This window comes from Roseovarius mucosus DSM 17069 (assembly GCF_000768555.3).
Classification (GTDB): Bacteria; Pseudomonadota; Alphaproteobacteria; order Rhodobacterales; family Rhodobacteraceae; genus Roseovarius; species Roseovarius mucosus.
In genome coordinates this window covers 21216-44422 of record NZ_KN293976.1, presented here as the reverse complement: position 1 = coordinate 44422, position 23207 = coordinate 21216, and the positions used below count along the sequence as shown (strand labels likewise).

The window sequence follows — 23207 nt, the reverse complement described above, 5'->3', positions numbered from 1 at the left end:
GACCGCCCCGTTTTGTTCTGAGGATCAGAAGCGGAACGCCGCCCGCGCCTGAACCGTGGTGGCATCCACATCAACCCCGGCCGTGCCGAAATTGTCAAACTTGTGATAGAGCACCTCACCGCCCAGAGACACGTTCTGGGTGATCATGTGTTCATAGCCCGCGCCAAAGAAATAGCCGTTGTCATCGCCAAGGTTGTCGGTGTCGGCCCAGGCATAGCCGCCGGTGCCGTAGAGCAGGCCATTGCCGATCTTGTAGCCGAGGCGCGATTTGATCCGGAAAACGTCTTCCAGCGACGCGGCCGCGCCAAGGTCGATGTCTGCGAGATCGTAATCGAGGCCCACGCCAACGACCCAGTTGTTGCCGTAGTCATAATCGTACCCGGCGATCAGACCGCCGATCAGACCATCGCCGTCGACACCTGCGGCCTGCGTGTCAACGTCGCCATAGCCAAGCTGACCACCCGCGTAAAAGCCGGTCCAATTCGGGCCAACCGGGGCCGGGGGTGCGACCGGGGCGGCGATCACAGGCTCAGGCGTCGGCTCTTGCACGTTGCCAGCAAAGGCCGGGGCGGTCATCAGGGCAGTTGCGGTCATCAGCGCTGTGGTTGTTTTCAACATCGTGTTTTCCTTTCACTCTGGTCTTGCCACTCGGGTCAGGGAGGAGAACTCCGAAGGCACACGGTTGGTTCCGTCCCAACTCATATCGGGTCACACTCCTATGGCGACAAGGGCGCGTCACGCGCGGGGGCATCACACTCGCTTGAGTGGCAAGGATATGCTGAATAATAAAGCCATTCGGCGGGTTTTTGCAAAAATATGTGGGTCTTGCGCAACCCATTGGGGAAAAGTTCGGCGCATCCCTTGTTCCCAAGCGGTCGGGCACACTGAAGGACGCACCCGCCCTATTTGTCGCACTCCGCCTTTAGATCGTAACGTGGCGCGGGCCTGAGTGGTGGTGGCTCCGATGCCTGTGGCGGTCGCGTTGAAGGTGTCGATTTCGTGATAGAGTATCTCTGCGCCCACGGAAAATGGACTGAAAATCAGGTAACCTTAGCGAGCGCCGATCTTGGGGTCAGCCCGCCGGTACAAGAGCGGGTGACACCGGCATGTTCAGAGGGTGGGGCTTACATGCAGATTGCCCGAGAAAGAGCGTCAAAGGCGTGCGGTTACAAGACGCCGATGTCTGCCAGTGCCGCCGAGAGGGCGGGGGGCAGTTTATCATCCTTGACGCGCGCCGTGCCAAGATCGGGGGGCGCATCCGATCCGGGCAGATAGCGCCAGCCCTGAAAGGGGCGCTTTTGGGCTGTGGCCGTGCGGACCAGCCCGGGCTCCAGCACGATCGCGCAGCGGCGGATGCCGTCGCTGCCCGTCACCTCGTCCAGTCGCAAGATGCGCTGACGGCATTGCACAACCCCTTGGATCACCCAGTAGATCGAGCCGCCATCCAGCAATTCCGCTTCGCGCTTGGGCCACATGCGGGTGACATGGCGCGGCAGCCCGTCCGGCCCTTGGGCGCGGGGGTCTTTGTGCCAGTCCTCCAGGTCCTCGACCGAGGTGGTGCCGACGCTCAGTTTGATCAGGTGCAGGGTCACGTCAAAGAATCTCCAGTATGGGCAGATAGGGTAGTGGAAATACGGGCAGCTTCAAGCTATTGTGGTTCTCTGCCCGCCAATGGAGACCGCCGTGACCCGATTTGCTGCCCCTATTTCCGAACAGATCTGGAACATGAAATACCGGTTCAAAAACGGCGATGGCGGTGACGCCAGTGTCGAAGACACTTGGCGGCGCATCGCCCGTGCTTTGGCTGTGGTCGAAAATGAACCGCAGGTCTGGGAAGAGCGGTTCTATCAGGCCCTTGAGGATTTCAAATTTCTGCCCGCTGGCCGCATTACTGCGGGTGCCGGCACGGCGCGCAAGGTGACGCTGTTCAACTGTTTCGTGATGGGCACGGTCCCCGACGATATGGGCGGCATTTTCGACAATCTGCGCGAGGCGGCGCTGACCATGCAGCAGGGCGGCGGCATCGGCTATGATTTCAGCACGATCCGGCCCAAGGGGGCCGAGGTCAAGGGCGTGTCTGCGGATGCAAGCGGGCCGCTCAGCTTCATGGATGTGTGGGATGCGATGTGCCGCACCATCATGTCGGCGGGCAGCAGGCGCGGTGCGATGATGGCGACCATGCGCTGTGACCACCCCGACATCGAGGCGTTCATCGCCGCGAAATCCGATCCGGCACGGCTGCGCATGTTCAACCTGTCGGTACTGATCACCGATTCCTTCATGGAGGCAGTCAAGGCCGATGGCCCGTGGGAGTTGCAGTTTGACGGCAAGGTCTATCATACCGTTCAGGCGCGCGATCTGTGGAACCGGATCATGCAGGCCACCTATGATTACGCCGAACCGGGGGTGATCTTTATCGACCGGATCAACGCCGCCAACAACCTGAACTATTGCGAAACGATCGCGGCGACCAACCCTTGCGGCGAACAGCCCTTGCCACCCTATGGTGCGTGCCTCTTGGGGTCGATCAACCTTGCGCGGCTGGTGGCAGAGCCCTTTGCCACGGATGCGCGTCTGGATGAGGCGGCGCTGAGCGATCTGGTGCGCGTGGCTGTGCGGATGATGGATAATGTCGTCGACGTCAGCGGCTTTCCCTTGCCCGCCCAGGCCGCTGAGGCGCAGGCCAAGCGGCGGATCGGCCTGGGTGTGACGGGGCTTGCCGATGCGCTCCTGATGGTCGGGCTGCGCTATGGTTCGGACGAGGCGGTGCAACAGACCGAGGCGTGGCTTCGTGCCATCGCGCGGGCGGCCTATCTGGCCTCGGTCGATCTGGCGCGGGAAAAGGGTGCCTTTCCGCTTTTTGATCGTGACGCCTATCTCGCCTCTGGCACGATGCAGGCGATGGACGAGGATGTGCGCGCCGCCGTGGCCGAACATGGTATTCGCAACGCACTCCTGACCAGTATCGCGCCCACCGGCACGATCAGCCTCTATGCCGGGAACGTGTCGTCGGGGATCGAGCCGGTCTTTGCCTATAGCTACACCCGCAAGGTGCTGCAAAAGGACGGCAGCCGCACCGAGGAAGAGGTGGTCGATTATGCCGTGCAGATGTGGCGCGACAAGATGGGCGATGCGCCTCTGCCCGCGCATTTCGTCAACGCCCAGACCCTGCCGCCCGAGGATCACGTCAAGATGCAGGCCGCGGCCCAGAAATGGGTGGACAGCAGCATTTCGAAAACCATCAATTGCCCCGAGGATATTTCTTTTGAGGCGTTCAAGGATGTGTATCTTCAGGCTTGGGATCTGGGCTGCAAGGGGTGCACAACTTACCGGCCCAATGATGTGACGGGATCGGTTCTCAGCGTGTCCGAGACCACGGACAAGGCCCCCGGCGAGACGCGCGGCGATGTTCCCGCCACCGGCGGCGAGGTGGTCTATATGTCCGAGCCGCTCGACCGGCCCAAGGAGCTGGAAGGGGCCACCTACAAGCTCAAATGGCCCGACAGCAACCATGCGATCTATGTCACCGTCAATGATATCGTGCTGGGTGGGCATCGCCGGCCCTTCGAGGTGTTCATCAACTCCAAGAACATGGAGCATTATGCCTGGACCGTGGCGCTGACCCGGATGATCTCGGCGGTGTTCCGGCGCGGCGGGGATGTATCCTTTGTGGTGGAAGAGCTGAAAGCGGTGTTCGACCCGCGCGGCGGGGCATGGATGCAGGGAAAATACGTTCCCAGTATTCTGGCGGCCATTGGCGGCGTGCTGGAACAGCATATGGTGCAGATCGGTTTTCTTGAAGGAGAGGGCATGGGCCTCAAGGAAGACCCGCAGACACAGGTCGCGGGTCTGGACAGCCCCCGCAGAACCCCCGCCTGCCCCGCCTGCGGCCAATACGACATGCGCATGATCGAAGGCTGCATGACCTGTGCAAGCTGTGGTCACAGCAAATGTGCCTGATGATATGACAGGCATAGGAGAGGCAATTTGGTGAAACTGTCCTCCACTGGCGGCTGAGCCGCGAAAAACGCGCAAAAAGAGAGCGCCGCCTCAACAGGGCGGCGTTTCTCGTTTGATCCCCGTGACGCACGCACAACTGCCCGTCTTCATCAATGCGTTCCCGCAGGACGGTGATCGCGTCAAAGACCATGGTCCAACGCCAGCAGCCTTGAGTAGGGGAAAGCGGCAGAATCTCGTTCCGCCCACAGCGAGACCATCTCACCGCGACCATGGCTTCGGGTCTACCGTATCAACCGCCTGAGCGACTGGCGCGCGCGTGGCCTCGTCCGTGAAATTGCCTGCGGAGATTTCGTCGACCCGGGGTTCCAGAATTACCTGGCAAAGCGTCTGGCAATCCAGGGGTTGGCCGTGGGCCAGGTCGGCTCTTGGTGCCACGCCATTGCCATGGGGCGAACGCTGCGCTGACGGTATATCCCCAGCCTCAGAAACGCGCCACGGCACCAAGCGAGTCAGGGGAGATGCGCCGACTTTCTCTCTCAGATACAAGCCTGACAACTTTGATTTACAGAAGCTTATACCTATGGTTGCAAACTATTTACACCTTAGGATGCACGCTAATTTTTAACAAAACTCAGGGTTGCAGAATCCTCGGTCAATTTCAGAATGCAAGCAATATTTCGTTGATAATGATGGGAAAATCGAAAGATAATACCTTGTTTTAAAACGATCGTTCCTTCTATCTTTGCAACGTTACTCTTTAGGAAGGGCCCATTACCAATGCTGCAAAAGTTATTCAAAAGCATCGAGTGTCCAATTAAGTTTACAAATTTTCACGCCGCACCTTCAATTTTCCCGGTGGCTTGACCGCCCTACACCCGCCGATGCATCAGGCCTGATTTTCCATACCGCCAGCAAGACTTCACTGCCTCAGATGGCAAAGAATGACGATTGATCAGTCGAGGACCCACAGCATGACCATTACTCAACCGTTTCACCCTGGCTTGCCCGTCAGGGTCGCCCGACCGGCGAGGCCGGTCGTTCCGCGCTGCTGCGCTCTCCTTAAATCCTGATCGCACGGCGCACGCGGGACCCGGTCCCGCTTGCGCCCTCCCCGTTTTAATCCCCTTGAAAGTGTCCGCCAGCCCGGACCGCCCCGTCACAGGAGACCACCATGCCCGCAACCTTCCAATCCGCCACCTTCACCCCCGCCTCGCCCTTCAACGCCGGGGATGTCATCACCTTCACGGTGCTGTTTTCGGAACCGGTTGTCACGGCCGTGGGACTACCCGGTCTAGAAGCCGCGCTGAGCCTGACAGGAGGGCGGACCGCAAGCTATGTGTCGGGGGATAGCACCAACACACTGGTGTTCAGCTACACTGTGCTACCGGGGGACAATGTCTCCGACCTCGAGATCACGGGATACACAGGTTTCATCGAAGATTCTGACGAGCCCTTTTCGGTTCCCCCATTTGCTACCAGCGATCTCGACATTGTCCTCGACACCACCGCGCCTTCCGCCCCCGGTACGCCGGATCTGGCCTCGACCTCCGACAGCGGCATCAGCCAGACCGACAACTTGACAAACGACGAGACGCCCACCTTTAACGTAGATGTTTCGGGCCTCGCCGTAGGCGATACTGTGCGACTTTTGGATGACGCCTTCGATCCGAATGTGCTCGGCACCTATACTGTCACGGGCGACGAGGCGGGCGGGATTGCCGAGATCACAGCGTCGGTTTTCAACGGCACGAACAATATCCGGGCAGTCAGCATCGATGCTGCGGGCAATGTCAGTACATTCTCCGGTGCCCTGACCATCGTCCTGGACACGACGGCCCCTGCCGGCACGCCGACGATTACGCTCAACAATGATACCGGCACCGATGGCAATGACCTGATTACCAGCGTTGGTGCGTTCACAGCGACGCCCGCCGACAATGCCAACACTGTGGAATTTTCGACCGACGGCAACACGTGGTCGGCAATCGCGCCGACCCCGACCGAGGGTGAGAACACGATCTTCGTGCGCGAGGTCGACACGGCTGGCAACGCCGGCCCTGCGAGCGATGCGTTCACCTTCACGCTGGACACCACCGCGCCGGACGCGCTTGGCACGCCGGATCTTCTGGCCGCCTCCGACACCGGCAGCAGCGATACCGACAACGTGACCAACGACACGACGCCCAGCTTTAACGTGGATGTTTCAGGCCTCGCCGCAGGCGATACGGTGGAACTGGTCGATACATTCGGCGCGGTGACCGTGGTTGCCACCTACACCGTGACAGGCGCCGAGACGGGCGGCATTGCCGAGATCACGACAAGCGCGTTGATCCCGGGCGCGCATACCATCGCGGCGCGGGCGACGGATGTTGCGGGCAATGTCAGTGCCCTCTCTGATACCCTGCTCATCACCGTGGACACGACCAACCCGACCACCCCGGGCACGCCAGATCTGGTCTCGGCCTCTGACAGCGGCAGCAGCCAGACCGACAACCTGACGAATGACACGACGCCCACCTTTGAGGTCAGCGTTGCCGGTCTGAACCTGACCGATACGATCCAGTTGATCGACACAAGCAACGGCAATGCGGTTGTCGGCAGCTTCCTGCTCGAAGCAGGGGCCAGCACCGTTCTGATCGAAGCCTCCGGGCTGAGTGCGGGCACCCACACCATTGCCGCGCGCAGCGTCGACGTGGCGGGCAATGTGAGCACGCTTTCGGCGGCTCTCGAAGTGACCATCGACACCACGGCGGATGCCGACCCTGCGCTTTCGGTTGCTTTTGCGGGCGCGGGCGGCGACAGCACGTTCAACGCGGCCGAGCCGATTCAGGTCACCTTCGGCGGGATCGACGCGGATGCGGCGGGGACGTTGACGATCACTTCGACCGGAGAGGGCAGCACGCCGGTTGTTATCAATGTGGACTCGACCACCACCAGCCCCATCACGCTGAACGAGACGCAGATGGGTCAACTGTCGGACGGTACGCTGTCCGTTGCGCTTGATGTGACCGATACGGCGGGCAATACCGCTCAGGTCTTGGCCAACAGCTTCGATCTCGACACCACCGCGCCGCTGATCGACACGGTGACGATCACCGGCGAGACCAGTGACGGGCAGATCAACGAGGGCGACGTGGGCAACACCGTCACGCTCGCGATCACATTCACCGAGGCGATGGATACCACCGTCGATCCGGCCGTCACCATCGCGAATGCCGCCAGCAGCCTGACGGAGACGGGCCGGTTGTGGTCCATGGACGGGCTGACGCTCTCGATCACCTACACCGTCAGTGACCAGGACGTCGATCTGTCCGACATCACCGTCGACATCTCGGGTGCGCAGGATGCGGCGGGCAACGTGCTCAGCGCCGTAACGGGTGCCTCCACCGGCACCGCAATCGACACCGAGGCGACTGCGAGCGAGACCGAAGCCGTCCCCCTCGCCGAGATCTCTGATCAGAACGCGGGCGACACCGGCGGCACCCCCATCGTGCTGGCCTCGCTCTCGGGCGCGGATGGCACCACCTATGCGCTGAACGGCACCGGTGGGGTCTATGACGCGGTCGAGATCGTCGCAGACGGCGGCGACTGGGCCCTCCGGATCATCGACACCGAGGCCGCGCGCGGCTTTTTCGACTTCGAGGAAAACCCCACCATCACCATCGACGTGATCGGCACCGACAATGCGGGCAACACCACCCCGTCGACCATCACCGTCAATCTGAGCGATCTCAACGACGCGCCGGAACTGGGCGGTGGCCTCAACGAGGTCACGGGCAAGGTGATGGAGCGCGACGACAATGTCGTCGGTGAAAACACCCCACCCCTCGGGACCAGCGGCAGCTTTACCGTGCATGACGACGACGTGGCCAACAGCCATTCCGTCACCGTCAATAACATCTCCAGCACCAATGGCAGTTTCCTCGGTTTCTTCCAGGCTGGTTTTTCCGATCCGATTCAGGGCGATGGCGATGGCACGGTGGGCTGGAGCTTCACCATCGGCGCGCCGCTGCCCGCAGGCACGCAGACGACCCAGATGGCGATCATCGACGCGCTGGCCGCTGGCGAAAGCATCGTGCAGGAATATGACGTCACCGTGGCCGAGACCGGCGGCGGCCTGAGCTTTACCCAGAGGGTGACGGTCACCATCGAGGGCACGAACGACGCCCCGGTGATTTCCGGCGCGGCGGTCGCGGCGGAGCTGACCGAGGTTGTCGACGACGGCACCAGCGACCAGTCGCTGAGCGCCTCGGGCACGTTGAACGTGGTGGATACCGACACCAGCGACACGGTGACGGTGGATGTGACGTCGGTGGCTGTTGCGGGTGCCAGCACATTTACCGGTACTCCCCCGGACAACGCCACTCTTCTGGCGATGATGCAGGTCGTGGCTGGCGAAGCGCTGGCGGCGAATGCGTCGCCGGATCCCGAATTGAGCGGCTCGGATTTCACCTGGCAGTTCAGCGCGGGCGATGAGACAAGCTCGCCCTTCGACTTCCTGCCCGACGGCGAAACGCTGGTTCTGGAATACACTCTCACGGCGACGGATGATTCCGGCGCGGGCGTGGACGAGACCGACACGCAGGTCGTGACCATCACCATCACCGGCAGCAATGACGTGCCAGAGATTGTGGCCAGCAGCACGGCAAACGGCGTGGCCGAGGCCGGCGGCGTGGACAACGGCACGGCTGGCACCGGTGAGGTGACCGGCAATCTTTCCGCTGACAGCAACTGGACCGATGCCGATGATGGCGAGGCGGCCAATCTGGCGGTCGTCTCCGGATCGCATGGGGCCGATGCGCAGGCGGAACTGACATTCGATGGTGGCACCGGCAGCGAAGCCGAGATCGACGGCACCTATGGCACGCTCTTTGTCAGCGCCGATGGGAGCTATCGCTACGTCCTCGATGACACACGCGCGGCAACGCAGGCGCTGAACGCGGGCGAGGCCGCCTCCGAAACCTTCAACTATACGATCTCGAATGGTGTGGATGCGGACGACACCGCCACCTCCACCCTCACCGTCAACATCACCGGGGCCAATGATACGCCCGTGATCACCGTTGGCGAAGGTCAGGATGCGGGCACCGTCGAGGAAGAGGGCGTCGATGGCAGCAATGCCGCGATCAACACCCCTCCGACCACCGCCACCGGCACGCTCAGCGCCGACGATGTGGATGCCGAGGATGGCATCAGCGGCACGGCCCTGACATGGGGTGCCGGTGCCGACACCGCTGCCGGCCAGTCGCAGACCGATGCCCTGACGATCGCAGGCACCTACGGCATCTTTGCCGTCGATGCCTCCGGTAACTGGACCTTCACGCTGGATAACACCGATCCGGACGTGCAGGCGCTGCACGACTCGGAATCCGTCGAGGAAACCTTCACCGTGACGGTGACCGACAGCCGAAACGCTGTCACGACACAGGATGTCACGATCACCATCAACGGCACCAATGACGCGCCGGTGATCGCGGTGGACGGCAGCGCCGTTGCGGACAATGCCGTGGTAGAAGCAGGCGAAGGCGTTGTGGGTGACAACGCGGCTTCGGGTGCTTTCACGGTCTCGGATGTCGACGGCAACGACACGACAACGACAGCCGATGATGCGGCGATCTGGTCGATCACAGCCGTGAATGGGGGGGCGATCACCCATTCCGTCGCCAATGGCGCGGCCGCCGAGGCGGTGGGCACCTATGGCAGCCTGACGCTCAACAATGACGGCACTTGGTCCTACCTTCTCAATGACGCCGACCCGGACACGCAGGCGCTCGCCGCAGGGGCAGGCGTCACAGACGTCTTCACCGTTCGTGTGGCCGACGGGTTGGGCGGCTACTCGGAACTCGACGTCACCGTCAACGTCACCGGCACCAACGACGCGCCCGTGATCACGGTCGAGACCGGCGATTCCCAGGCGGAGTCCGTCCAGGAATCTGACGCGGCGAACCTCACCACGACCGGCACGCTGACTCTGTCCGATGTGGATGCGGATGACTCGGTGCGCCTGACAGTGACGGGCGTGGCGGCGACCGGCACGCTGGGCGACTTCGATGCGAATGACCTTGCGTTGCAGACCATGCTGAGCATCACCGCCGGCAGCCCACTGACCACTGGCACGGGCAATGCCTCGGGTCAGGCGACGTGGACGTTCGACAGCGGCACAGAGACCTTCGACTATCTCGGCGCGGGCGAGAGCATCACCCTCGAATACACGGTCACCGCCGATGACGGCGACGCCACAGATACCGAGACCGTGACCGTCACGGTCAATGGTACCAATGACCGGCCGGAAATCGTTGTGGAAGGCACCGACAGCGCCACTGGAAGCCTGACCGAGTCAACCGACCTTATGGGCGGCAATCTTGAAACCTCCGGCACGCTCAGCATCGCCGATGCCGACGCCTCGGATGTGCACTCGGTTTCCGCAACCCGCGCCTCGGTGACCTGGACCGACGAGAACGGGGCCGACAACGGGGGGACTCCGTCTTCCGTCACGCCGCTGCCCGCCGGGCTCGAGGCAGCGCTCGACGCGGCCTTCGCGGCGACGATCAACACGGGCGACGCGCGGCAGGTCGACTGGAGCTTCGCTCTTGCCGACACCCTTGCCGATTTCCTCGGCGCGGGCGAGACGCTGACCGTTGTCTACGACGTGACGGTGAATGATGGCGAAGGGTCTGACGGCACCGGCGCGGACGAGAACTCTGTCTCCACCGTGCAGCAGGTGACGATCACGATCACCGGCACCAATGATGCGCCGACGGTTGTGGCGGACGAAGTGAACGCCTTTGTCGAAGGCGACTCACTTGTGATCGACCCGGTGACCCGCGTTCTCGATCAAGAGGCGACCACGCCGACGGCAAATGTCACCATCAACCTGCTGGGCGAGGGCACCGATACCGCCGATGAAATCTGGGTGACCAACGTCACCGAACCCGACACCAACGATGTCCGCACGATCACCGGCACCACGAGCGTGTTGGCCTCGGGCAACATTCCCGCCGGCTTCACCGCAGCGGATGCCGAGGCAGCCTTTACTCTGGGCGCGCCCGGGGCGGAATCCGTCACCTTCGACCGCAACGCAGCCGTATTTGACGCGCTGGACGATGGCCAATTCATTGACGTGGCGCTGACTTATACCGTCACCACCACCTCGCCGGACGGCATCACCACGACCACTGACACGGTGACCACCACCATCCGCGTGAATGGCGCGAATGACGCGCCCTATATCATCGAGGGCGCGGATTTCGCGGCGGACGTGACCGAACTGACAGCGGCCGACGCAGGCCATAACGCCCCGCGCGACACCGTCCCAGGCTCGATCACCTTCAATGACGTCGATCCGGGCGATATCGCCAACTTGCAGGTCATCACGCAGGCGGTGCAGGGCGAGGGCGCGGGGGCAGCACCGCTCTCGGCCTATGTCGGCACCTTCTCGGCGGGCTTCCTTGCGCCCACAGGCACCGATGTCGCAAATGCCGGGTCGGTTTTCTACAACTTCAACCTCAACGACACCGTGCTCGACAATCTGGCCGCGGGCGAGACGTTCACCCAGGAATATCAGGTCTCGATCTCGGACGGCACGGCGACCACGAGCCGCAACATCGTGCTGACCTTCACCGGCACCAATGACGCGCCGGTGATCACCGGGACCACGGGTGCCACCACGCTGACCGAGGATGCGGGCACGGTCGAGACCGGCTCGGTCGACAGCCAATCCCTGACCGGCACGATCACGTTTGACGATGTCGACATCTCCGACATGGCCGCGCTCAATGGCAGCGGCACGGCGGATACCCATACGGTGACGGCGGAAGTGACGGGCGTGGCCCGCGGCGGCGAAGCTGTTGCCGAATATGCTGGCCCGACCGGCACGTTGACCTTTGACGCGGATGCGGCCAATGCCTCCAACGCCCTCGGCAATACCGTTGGCTGGACCTATGCCATCACCGATGGTGCTTTCGACTTCCTGAATGCGGGTGAAGAACTGGCGATCACCTTCACCGTGACGGTGGAGGATGACAATGGCGGCACAGATACCGAAACGCTGACCTTCACCGTCACCGGCACGAATGATGCCGCCACCATCGCGGGTGTCGCGACGGGTGCGGTGACCGAAGATGGCGATGGCGAGACCACCTTCCAGACGGTTTCCGGCGCACTTACCGTTACCGATGCCGATGACGGTCAGGCGGTGTTCACGCCGGTCGAGGCTGGAACCCCGGGCGGCAATGCCTATGGCACTTTCGCGATGGATGCCAATGGCAACTGGACCTACACGCTCGACAATGGCGTGGCGGCGGTTCAGGCGCTTGGCGTCGGTGAGAGCCTGACCGACACGATCACGGTGTCCTCGGTCGACGGCACCGATACGCAACTGATCGAGGTGACGATCAACGGCACCAACGATGCACCGGTTCTCGATGCCTCTGGTGGTATGGACACCGCCTTCGGCAGCACGGGCGAGGATTCAGTTTCGGCAACGGGAACGCTGACACTTTCGGACGTGGACCTGAGCAATACGGTGGGTGTTGTCGTTACCGGTGTCGCGGTCTTCGAGGGCAGTGACAACGGCATCGAAAACTCAACTTTGCTCGCGCTGATGGGCGTGAGCGGCGATCTGAACGCCACCGAAACGACCGATGTCGTGAATTGGAGCTTCACCGCCGCACCGGGTGTGTTCGATTATCTCAACCAAGGCGAAAGCCTTGTGCTGGATTATACGCTGACGGCCACCGACAGCAGCATGGCGACCGACACGCAGGTTGTGCGTGTCACCGTCATGGGCGCGAATGATGCACCGACGGTTGGAACCGAGATCCTTGATCAGACTACGGCTGAAGACGCGGCCTTCAGCCTCGATGTTTCGGGTAATTTCGCCGATCTGGATGTGACCGACACGCTGACTTTCTCGTTGGGGGCAGGGGCTCCGGAGGGTTTGACGATTGATCCAACCACCGGCGTGATCAGCTGGACGCCTGAAAATGGCGATGTCGGTGTCAACAGCGTAACCATCATCGCCACCGATGACGGTAACGACACCGTGTCCGACACGTTCGAACTGACCGTGACAAACGTCAACGACGCGCCGGTCGTATCGGTCGCGATCAGCGACACCAGCACCGACGAGGACGCAGCCTTCAGCCTCGATGTGTCCGGCAACTTCGCCGACGATGATACGATCCATGGCGACAGCCTCAGCTACAGCCTTGGCGAGGGTGCGCCGGCATGGCTGAGCATCGACGCGAATACCGGAATTCTGACCGGTACGCCCGAAAACGGCGATGTGGGAACGGTCGAGGTGACCGTGATCGCAACCGACGACTCCTCTGTGACGGTCTCCGATACCTTCAACCTGACCGTCAACAACACCAACGATGCGCCTGTCGTGGCAAGCCCGATCTCTGATACAAGCGTCGCTGAGGATGCGGCGTTCAGCCTCGATGTCTCGGGCAACTTTGCCGATGACGACACGATCCATGGTGATGTGCTGACCTATAGCCTCGGCGATGGTGCGCCAACATGGCTGAGCATCAACGAGACGACAGGAGAGTTGAGCGGCACGCCCGAGAACGGCGACGTGGGAATAGCATCCGTTACCGTTATTGCCTCGGACGGCGAGGACACGATCTCGGATTCGTTCGACATCACGGTCACCCCGGTGAACGACGCGCCGGTGAACACCGTGCCGACAGGCTACACCACGGACGAGGATACTTCGGTCACACTGACCGGCCTGTCGGTCGCGGATGTGGATGCGGCCACGGGCGCGATCACCGTGACGCTGTCGGTGGGTGAGGGTGACGGGACCATCGCGGCAAGCGAAGCGGGCGGTGTCACTGTTCTGGGTTCAGGGGGGGAGTCCGTCCAGCTTTCGGGCACCCTCGCGGATATCAACGCCTATCTCGCTGGCATGACTGCACCGGTCTTTACCCCGGCGCAGGATCTCAACGGCGATGTCACGCTGACCATGACCACCGATGACGGTGGCAACACCGGCGCGGGTGGCGCGCTGAACGATACCGATACGGTCACCATCACCGTTACCCCGATGAATGATGCGCCGGTGGCGCAGATGCCGACGATCCTGCGGAACGTGCTGGAAAACACGCCTCTCAGCTTTACCATCGTATCGGGCCTGCCGGACACGGACGAGCTGTCCCTGTCGGATTTTGCCAGCGATGTGGATGGCGATATCAGCCCCTCCTCGCTGAGCTTTACCGCCGTGACCGTAAACGGCGTGCCGCAGACGCTGGCGGAGGCTGGCATCAGCTACGTGGACGGCGTCTTCACGCTGGATACCGATGCGGCGCTCTACCAACCGCTCGATGCGACGGACACCGTTTCCGTTGTGGTGGCATTTACCGTAATCGACAGCGGGTCGCTGGCCGATACGAACGGTCAACTCACGCTCACGGTTGAAGGCATCAATGACGCGCCGGTTCTGGCCGATGTCAATATCGGCACGGTGGCGGAGACCGCCGCCGATGACGCCCTGACCGCCACGCTCGACGGAACTTTGATCGCGACGGATGTCGATGCCGACAATGCTGGCTTCACCTATGTCGTGACCGGCACCGGGGTGACGAGCGGTAATGACGGATTGAGCGATTACACCGAAATCGCGGGCACATACGGTACCTTGCGCGTTCTCTCGGACGGCTCTTACACCTTCACCCCCGATGCGGAGGCGATCAACGCCCTGCCGGAAGGCGAGAACATCGACGAGGACTTCACCGTCGAGGTGACGGATTCCAAGGGAGGAACCGATACCGCGACGATCAGCGTGACGATCGACCCGGCCAACGATACGCCCGAATTGGCACCGGTGGATGCAATCAGCATTACCGATACCGACGCGGCCGATGATTTTGCCGCCCAAGGTGGGACTCTGTCCGCCGCAGACCGCGATACCGGCCACGAGGACGGGATGGAATACTCCATCGCGGGCCAGACGGTGAGCGAGGGCGCCACGTCGCAGACCTTCTACCTGGATCGTGACAGCGGCACCGTTGTCACCACCGTTCCCACCAATGGTGTCGCGCTCGGCACGCTGACGGTGCAGACGAATGGCACCTATAGCTTTGAGCCCGACGATGCAGGCATCAACAGCCTGCGGGCGGATGAGGACCCGACCATCACCACCACCCTTCGGGCGACCGATCCGCAGGGCGCGTTCGACGAGACCAATATCACCATCAACATCGACGGGGTGAATGACGACCCCACCGTCACCGGCACTGTGCCGGGGGCGACCGAAGGTGTGGTCAACGTCACCGCCAAAGAAAAGGCCGAGGCCGACGAGGGTGGCACCGTCACCGTGTCCGGCACGATCTCCTTCGCGGATGTGGACAGCACCGGCACGCCCTCCTTCGGGTTTGTGGCGGCCGCGCCCGGCTTTGCCGGTACCATCTCTTTCTCGCCCTCGGGCGAGACGGTGGATGCAGGCACCTTTACCTGGAGCTTCGTCATCCCCGATGCGGAACTCGAGTCCCTCGCTGAGGGCGAGGCGCTCTCGGCCAGCCCGCAGCTCTACAACATCTCGATCAGCGATGGCGATGGCGGATCGGTGACGCAGCAGGTCTCGATCGCGATCATTGGCACCAATGATGCGCCAGTGATTTCCGGGGCGCTTGGCGGCGGTTTGGCCGACAGCGGCGCGGTAACCGAAGCGGCCGACGGGGCCGTGGACGCCACGATCACGACCGCAGGAACGTTGTCGGTTGCGGATGTGGATACAAGCGATGACGTGACCATCTCGGTCAGCGAGGCGGCCGTCACCGGTGGCACGTTCAGTGGGCTGGTGCCCGAGACTGTGAACTTGCAATCCATGATGACGCTGGCCGCAGGGGCCGGGGTCACGACGGCGGGCACGTCCAGCGTCACGCTCGGCGCGGATGGCGCGGGCAGCGATTTCAGCTGGATCTTCACCTCGGGTGCGGCGGGCGATGCGTCCTTCGACTTCCTCGCGGTGGGCGAGACGCTGCAGGTCACATACACGCTGACCGCCGATGACCAGTCGGGCGAGGCCAACGCGACCGACACGCAGACCGTCACCATCACGATCACTGGCACCAATGACAGCCCGGTGGCCTCGGCGGCGGCCTCGGCGACGGTCGCCGAAGACCTCGACGACGTGACCGTCATCGCGACGGCCTCTGCCACGGATGCGGACCTGAGCGATGTTCTGTCCTACAGCATCACCGGCGGTAACGAAGCGGGACTGTTCGAGATCAACGCCTCCACAGGAGATCTCTCTCTCGTGGCGGGCCAGACGCTCGATGCCGAGACGGCGCTGACCCATACCCTCACCGTGACGGCGGACGATGGCAATGGCGGCACCGATACGCAGGAGATCACCATCAACGTCACGGATGTGGACGACAACCTGACGACCGCGCCGGTGGATGCAGACGGTGACGTAGGCGGCACTGTGGATGAAAATGCCACCTCGGGCACCGTGGGCATCACCGCCAGTTCGACCGATGCGGATGTCACCTCTGGTGCGATCAGCTATGCCATCACGGGCGGCACGGGGGAGAGCGCCTTCGAAATCGACGCCAACACAGGCGTCGTGTCGGTCGCCTCGGGGGCCACGATCGACCGTGAAGCAAACGAGACATTGACCATCGAGGTGCAGGCAACGCCGACAAACGGCGCGGCGAGCACCACCTCGACCTTCACCATCACGATCAACGATGTGGACGAGTTCGACGTAACCGTTCCGGTCGATGTCAATACCGGTGACAACGAAGTCTCCGAGAATGCGGCCCCCGGTACGGCGGTGGGCATTACCGCGCTTGCCAGCGATGCGGACGCGACCACGAACGGTGTCACCTACAGCCTGACCAATGATGCCGGTGGCATCTTTGAAATCAATGCGACTACGGGAGAAGTGCGTCTCTCGACCGCTCCGGGGGCGGTACGCCCCGATTTCGAGACCGAGATCAGCCACACCATTACCGTGCAGGCGACCAGCGAGGACGGTTCGACCGCGACGGAAGATTTCACCATCAATATCCTAGATGCGGATGACAACGCGCCGGTCTTCACTATCGATGCATCGCAGAGCGTCGCCGAGAACAGCACCGATGTGGTGACACTGGCGGCCACGGATGTGGATACGGCACCTGAAAACATCAGCTTCACGATTACGGGTGGCGCGGATGCCGGGGCGTTTGAACTCGTTGGCAATCAGCTTCGCTTCGTTAGCGCGCCAGATTTCGAGGCTCCGGGCAGTGTCGCGGGCAGCAATGTCTATACCGTTGAGGTTCAGGCCGACGATGGCTCTACCACGCCCACAACGCAGACCCTGACCGTCACGGTCACGGATGTGAACGAGGCGCCCACGGCGGTGACCCTCGACAATGCTCAGACGACCGTGGCCGAGAACACCGCCATCGGGACCGGGATCAAGGTCGCGGATATCACGATCACCGACGATGCGCTCGGCATCAATGACGTGACGCTGAGCGGTGATGATGCAAGCGCCTTCATTGTGGTCAATGGCACCTCGGGGCTGGAATTGCACTACATCGGTTCCTCGCCGGATTTCGAGATGCCGGCGGATACCGGGGCCGATAACACGTATAACGTAACCGTCAACGTGAACGACGCCGAGTTTGGCAGCGGTCCGAATGCGACACGGGCCTTCACCCTGACGGTGACGGATGTGAACGAGGCTCCGGTCGCACAGGAGGATGCCAATGTGACCACCGACGAGGACACGGTCCTCAACGGTTCGGTCACGGCGACGGATGTGGATGCGGGTGACACTCTCACCTTCGCCCTTGCCGACGGCGGCGCGCCCACGAACGGGTCGGTCATCGTCAACTCCAATGGCACCTACGAGTATACGCCGAACGCCGATTTCAACGGCGCCGACAGCTTCACCGTGGTGGTCACCGACAGCGGCGAATTGACCGACACGGTTACGGTCAACGTCACGGTCGATGCGGTCAACGACGCGCCGGTGATTGACGAGGTCAATTCGGATCTCGCGGTTTCGGGCGACGAGGACACGGCGATCACCGGGTCCGTTCTGGCGTCGGATGTCGAGGAGGACGATCTAACCTTCACGCTGGCTGCGGAGGGTGAGCCTGCCAATGGCACGGTCACGGTCAACCCCGACGGCACCTACAGCTATCAGGGCGCGCAAGACTTCAACGGCACCGACAGCTTCACCGTCGAAGTCTCGGACGGCAATGGCGGCACCGATACCGTTACGGTCAATGTCACGGTCGATGCGGTCAACGACGCAACCGAGATCGACGTCGCGGGCCAGGTGACCCCAACCCATGTCGAGGCCGTCGACGATGCTGCCCCCGTACCGGTTTTGGTGGCTGACGCCGCCGCGCTGATCGACGTGGATGGGCTCGATTACGCGGGCGGCACCTTCACCGCCGCCGTCACGGGCGGCGATGCGACCGACCTGCTGGATCTCGACACCTCCGGCGTGGTCAGTGTCGCAAGCGGCACCGTTTCCGTGGGTGGCACCGAGGTCGGCAGCGTGACCGGGCAGGGCACCGCCACGCTCTCGGTCAGCTTCCTGGCCGCAGCCTTTGCATCTGACGTGCAGGCCGTGATCAACGCGCTGACCTATGCCACCACCGATGACACCCCCGTGGCGTCGCGCGACATCACGCTCGACCTCACCGACGGTGACGGGGCTTCGGCTGCGCAACAGACTGTCTCGGTCACCATCACCGCCTCGAATGACAGCCCGACACCTGTTGACGATGCCTTCGGCGTCTCAGAAGGGGCCTTTGCCTCGGCGTTCAACGTGCTGACCTTTGGCACGGCGGACAGCGATCCCGATGGCGATGCGCTGACCGTCACGCAAGTGGCAGATGTGGCCGATGGCACAGAGCCTGTCGGCGGCACCGCTGTGGTTGGCGCCTCGGCGGGCGTCATCACCACCGATTGGGGCGCCGAGGTCACGCTTCAGCAGAATGGCCAGCTCTTCTACAACCTCACCTCCTCCACCGCGCGCTTCAACCAGCTTGCGGCGGGTGAGACGGCGGTTGACAGCTTCACCTACACTGTCTCCGACGGCAATCTGTCCACGACGGCGACGGTCCAGGTGACCATCACCGGGGCCAATGATGCGATCCAGGCGCAGGCCGATACCATCACGACAACCGAGGACGCCGCCGCAAGCGTGACCGGCAACCTGCTGGCCAATGACATCGATGCGGATGTGAACGATACACCCACCATCGTGAACGTCGGCAGCTCGGTCACAGCCACCGCCATTGCGACGCTGGGCGGGTTCCGGATCACCACTGTAGATGGCGTTGTCATCGACCTGAACGCGAACGGGGACTACACGCTCACCGCGCCCGAGAGCCTGGCCGGTGGTCAGTCCACGACGGCGAGCTTCCAGTACACGGTGCAGGACAGCGGCTCGGCTCAGTCCTCGACCACGGTGACGGTCAATGTCACAGGCGACAATGATGCGCCCGGGGCCGTTGATGTGACCCTCACCGCCTCGAACGAGGATGAGGTGCGCGTGATCACCGAGGCCGAACTGCTGGTCGGTGCGAGCGATGTGGATGTGGGCGATACGCTCACGATCACCGATCTGACCCTGAGCAGCGGTGCCGGATCTCTGGTTGACAATGGCGATGGCACCTGGACCTTCACGCCCGGGGCCAATGACGACAGCGCGGTGACCTTCTCCTATACCGTCTCGGATGGCGGGTTGACGGCGACGGCGTCCGCAGGTCTCGATCTGCTTCCAGTCAACGACCTGCCGGTTGGCACGGTGACGATCAGCGGTCTGGCGGAAGAGGATCAGACCCTGACGGCGTCGAACGACCTGACGGATGAGGATGGTCTGGGCACGATCAGCTACCAGTGGCAGCGCGATGGTGCGGATATCGACGGGGCGACGGGCGAGACCTACACGCTGGGTCAGGCCGATGTCGGCGCGGCGATCACCGTGGTGGCCTCCTATACCGATGCTCAGGGCACGCCTGAGAGCGTGGCCTCGGCGGCGACCGATGCGGTGGCGAACGTCAACGATGCGCCAGAGCTTGTGGTGCCGTCGGATGCGGCGGTGGCAGAGTTTGCGGCAACGGGCAGCGTGGTCACCACGATTGCGGCGACGGACGAGGACGAGGACACGCTGATCTTCACGATGCTCGACGATGCCGGGGGGCGGTTCGCCTTCGCGGATACTTCGAGCGGGCAGATCATCGTCAATGACGGCCTCGCCCTCGACTTCGAGCAGCAGGGCAGCCACGATGTCATCTTCACCGTGAGTGACGGGATTGAGACGTTGCAGCGCACGATCTCGATCGCCGTGCAGGATAACGGCGCGGCGGAAGTCGTCACGGCAGACGATCTTGGCCGCCAGCTTGTCGGCGGTGTGTTTGCGGATCAGTTCACTGGCGGTCTCGGGAATGATACCCTGACCGGTGGAGGCGGAAACGACACGATCGAAGGCAGCGGCGGGGCTGACAGCCTTGCGGGCGGGGCGGATACCGACACGCTGAGCTACGCGCTCGACACGAGCGGGGTGACGGTGCGTCTGTTCAACAACACCGCCTCGGGTGGCTTTGCGACAGGTGACGTGATCTCGGGCTTCGAGAATGTCGTGGGCGGGTCGGGTAATGACGTGTTGCTCGGCGACGGTCTGTCGAACGACCTGCGCGGCCTGGGTGGTAACGATACGTTGAGCGGCCTAGGTGGCGGGGATACACTCGACGGCGGGACAGGGGATGACCTGATCCGCTCAGCGGCGGGTGCGGATACGCTGATCGGCGGAGCGGATACCGACACACTGAGCTACTCTCTCGACATCAGTGGGGTGGCGGTGCGTCTGTTCAACAACACCGCGTCTGGCGGGTTTGCGACGGGCGACGTGATCTCGGGTTTCGAGAATGTCGTGGGCGGGGCAGGCAGTGACGTGCTGCTCGGCGACGGTCAGTCGAACGACCTGCGCGGCTTGGGTGGTAACGATACGCTAAGTGGCCTCGGCGGCGGCGATCGGCTGGACGGTGGGACGGGGGATGACCTCATACGCTCTGCGACCGGTGCGGATACGCTGATCGGCGGGGCGGGCACCGACACCCTAAGCTACTCTCTCGACACGAGCGGGGTGGCGGTGCGTCTGTTCAACAACACCGCGTCTGGCGGGTTTGCGACGGGCGATGTGATTTCGGGCTTCGAGAATGTCGTGGGCGGGTCGGGCAATGACTTGCTGGTCGGTAACGTGGGATCGAACGTCCTGCGTGGGCTCGGTGGGGACGACAGAATCCTCGGGATTGCTGGCGAAGACGTGATCGATGGTGGCACGGGTCAGGATACGATCGACGGTGGCGACGGATTTGACCAGCTGACCGGCGGGGCGGGTGCGGACCTCTTCGTGTTCCGCGACAATTTCGGCGAGGACGTGATCACCGATTTTGGCGGCGGTGATGTGGCACGGGTGTTCGGGCTGCAGGCTGGGTTCAACAGCTTCTCGGATTTCGACGTAACCGGGGACGGCGTGATCGACGCCAACGACGCGGCGCTGACAAGCAATGTCTCGGTGAGTGCCGATGCCCTCGAACTGAGCTTCAACGCGACCGGCACGCTTCGGATCCTGTTCGAGGATGTCACCAGCTTGGGAACCAGCGAGCTCGATCTCTTCTCGTAACTAAAGACGGCGTGGGACTCTTGCGAGAGAGCCCCACGCGCTCCCCGGACTCGGGCTCTCGCATGAAATGCAAGGCAAGACCCCGCGCGCTTTTCCAACCGCGCATGTCGAGGCTGAATGCAGTCTGCTCGTGCAATGGCGACCGCCGTTGATCTGCGATGCAGCAGGGCATGACATAGGGACACTAATCGATCTATGTGAGGATCGGCGTATCGCAGCAATGGCGTCACTGCTTCAATGTCGCGATCTTCCGCGCGATTTGCTGATCTTCATTGCCGCACTCCCGCCGGGTCAGTTCTCAGTGACAATCAACAGCCTAAGGCATCTCCGTTTTCAGAGTGCGAAACTGAAACAATTCGCTTTATCGCAAAGGGACTTACCTACGAGCAAACAGCACGTGTCATGAGGATTTCACTCTCCCCGGTTCAGACGCATGTTCGAATCCTATATCGAAAACATGGTGTCTCCACTCAGGTCCAACCGGCATCTAAAGCGCGAGATCGTGGAATAATCTGAGGTTTGGCCGCGCACGCTGACCTGCCTCCCGCGAAATCCCTCACTGTAATGTAGAGTCTGCTCCAACTTGATCCGCCCCCAACGTTGCGCCGCCCGATGGCAGGGTTTCCCGGCTTCCGATCAGCTGGTCACAAAGCACACGCTTAGTATGGCCAATGAAACAGATGCTCGTCTCAAACTATTATCAGGGCACTGAAGGCTGTAGTTAATTTCCGGCTGTGCCAATTGGCAAAGTTGCGCAAAACGGTAAGCTCCGCCAGAACGGTAGAAACAGCCTTAGATGCCTGAAAGATGGGCCTTTTGGACAGTTCTCTTAAACTTTCAACCCTTTGCGTTCACTATTGATGCCGCAAGACAGCAGGGCCAAAATGGTATGCGTGATGTGTTCCCTGCGCTCTGAGAGAAACACCTCTGAGGACATATCGACGCCAAAAGTCGCTGTAAGAGTGAACCTGTTGGTGATGTGAATGAAGCTGAGGCCCAGAATTGTGAGGTAGAGATTAAGCGCATCTGGCCGGTGGGAAAACTCGCCCGATGTATGACCCTGCGAAATCAACTTATCTATCTTGGCGATGAATGGTGATGATGCTGTTCTGATTGAGTCGGCAATACTGACCGCTGCGCGCCCCTTGTTGAGGTTCTCGTTGATAATCATGCGTGGGAAACTCTGGTTTTTTACCATGTAGTCAAAGGTGAAATGTGTGAGGGCGATGATTGCTTGTCTCGGGGGCAGATTCCAGAAATCCGCAGAGGCTTCACTGCTGCGTAGATGTTGGTAGACGCGCGTCAGAGCGGCAAGGTAGAGGCCATCTTTGCTTTCGAAATAATGGTAGAGCATCCTGATATTGCAGCCGGCTGCGCTGACAATACTCGTTGTGCTTGCACCAGCATACCCATGCTCGCAGAACTCTTCGATCGCTGCGAGCAATATCTTCTCTTTGGTTTGCGATGCGCTCCGACCTTCACTCTTGGGCGCGACCTCTGGGACTGCTGAAATTCTATTACTCATAAGCGTTCCTCGGTGTTTGGCCCAGCCCATCATAAACAGATTTGGTTTGCAAGGAACTGTAAGTAATAGTTGACTTAC

At 62.0% G+C, this 23207-nt stretch carries 6 protein-coding genes; 3 read left to right on the top strand and 3 right to left on the bottom strand.

Annotated elements, in window-relative coordinates:
• Positions 1 to 24: 24 nt before the first annotated feature.
• Together ROSMUC_RS04075 and ROSMUC_RS04070 are read right to left on the bottom strand one after the other, a co-directional pair.
• The gene (locus ROSMUC_RS04075) at positions 25 to 618 is read right to left on the bottom strand and encodes an outer membrane protein (RefSeq protein ID WP_037270015.1); all 594 of its coding nucleotides are present in this window, start codon (positions 616 to 618) and stop codon (positions 25 to 27) included.
• Positions 619 to 1166: 548 nt separating this feature from the next.
• Entirely contained in the window at positions 1167 to 1592 is a 426-nt protein-coding gene (locus ROSMUC_RS04070; RefSeq protein ID WP_037270013.1) for a DUF1489 family protein, read from the bottom strand.
• Positions 1593 to 1683: 91 nt separating this feature from the next.
• On the opposite strand from ROSMUC_RS04070, the gene ROSMUC_RS04065 reads away from it, so the two are divergent.
• The 3 genes from ROSMUC_RS04065 (at position 1684) to ROSMUC_RS21720 (ending at position 22120) form a co-directional block, all read left to right on the top strand.
• Positions 1684 to 3960: an adenosylcobalamin-dependent ribonucleoside-diphosphate reductase gene (locus ROSMUC_RS04065; protein WP_037270405.1), complete on the top strand. Its 2277-nt coding sequence runs from the start codon at positions 1684 to 1686 to the stop codon at positions 3958 to 3960.
• Positions 3961 to 5131: 1171 nt separating this feature from the next.
• Positions 5132 to 21604 carry a VCBS domain-containing protein gene (locus tag ROSMUC_RS04060; protein ID WP_052115253.1) on the top strand — a complete coding sequence of 5491 codons (16473 nt, stop codon included), beginning with the start codon at positions 5132 to 5134 and terminating at the stop codon, positions 21602 to 21604.
• A gap of 237 nt (positions 21605 to 21841) precedes the next feature.
• A complete protein-coding gene (locus ROSMUC_RS21720) occupies positions 21842 to 22120 on the top strand; it encodes a response regulator transcription factor (protein WP_146005666.1) in 279 nt (92 codons plus the stop codon).
• A 313-nt stretch (positions 22121 to 22433) separates the two neighbouring features.
• Here the strand turns inward: ROSMUC_RS21720 and ROSMUC_RS04055 are convergent, their stop codons facing one another.
• Positions 22434 to 23129 (bottom strand): TetR family transcriptional regulator, encoded by a 696-nt coding sequence (locus ROSMUC_RS04055; RefSeq protein WP_075571712.1) that lies wholly within the window; start codon positions 23127 to 23129, stop codon positions 22434 to 22436.
• Positions 23130 to 23207: the final 78 nt, after the last annotated feature.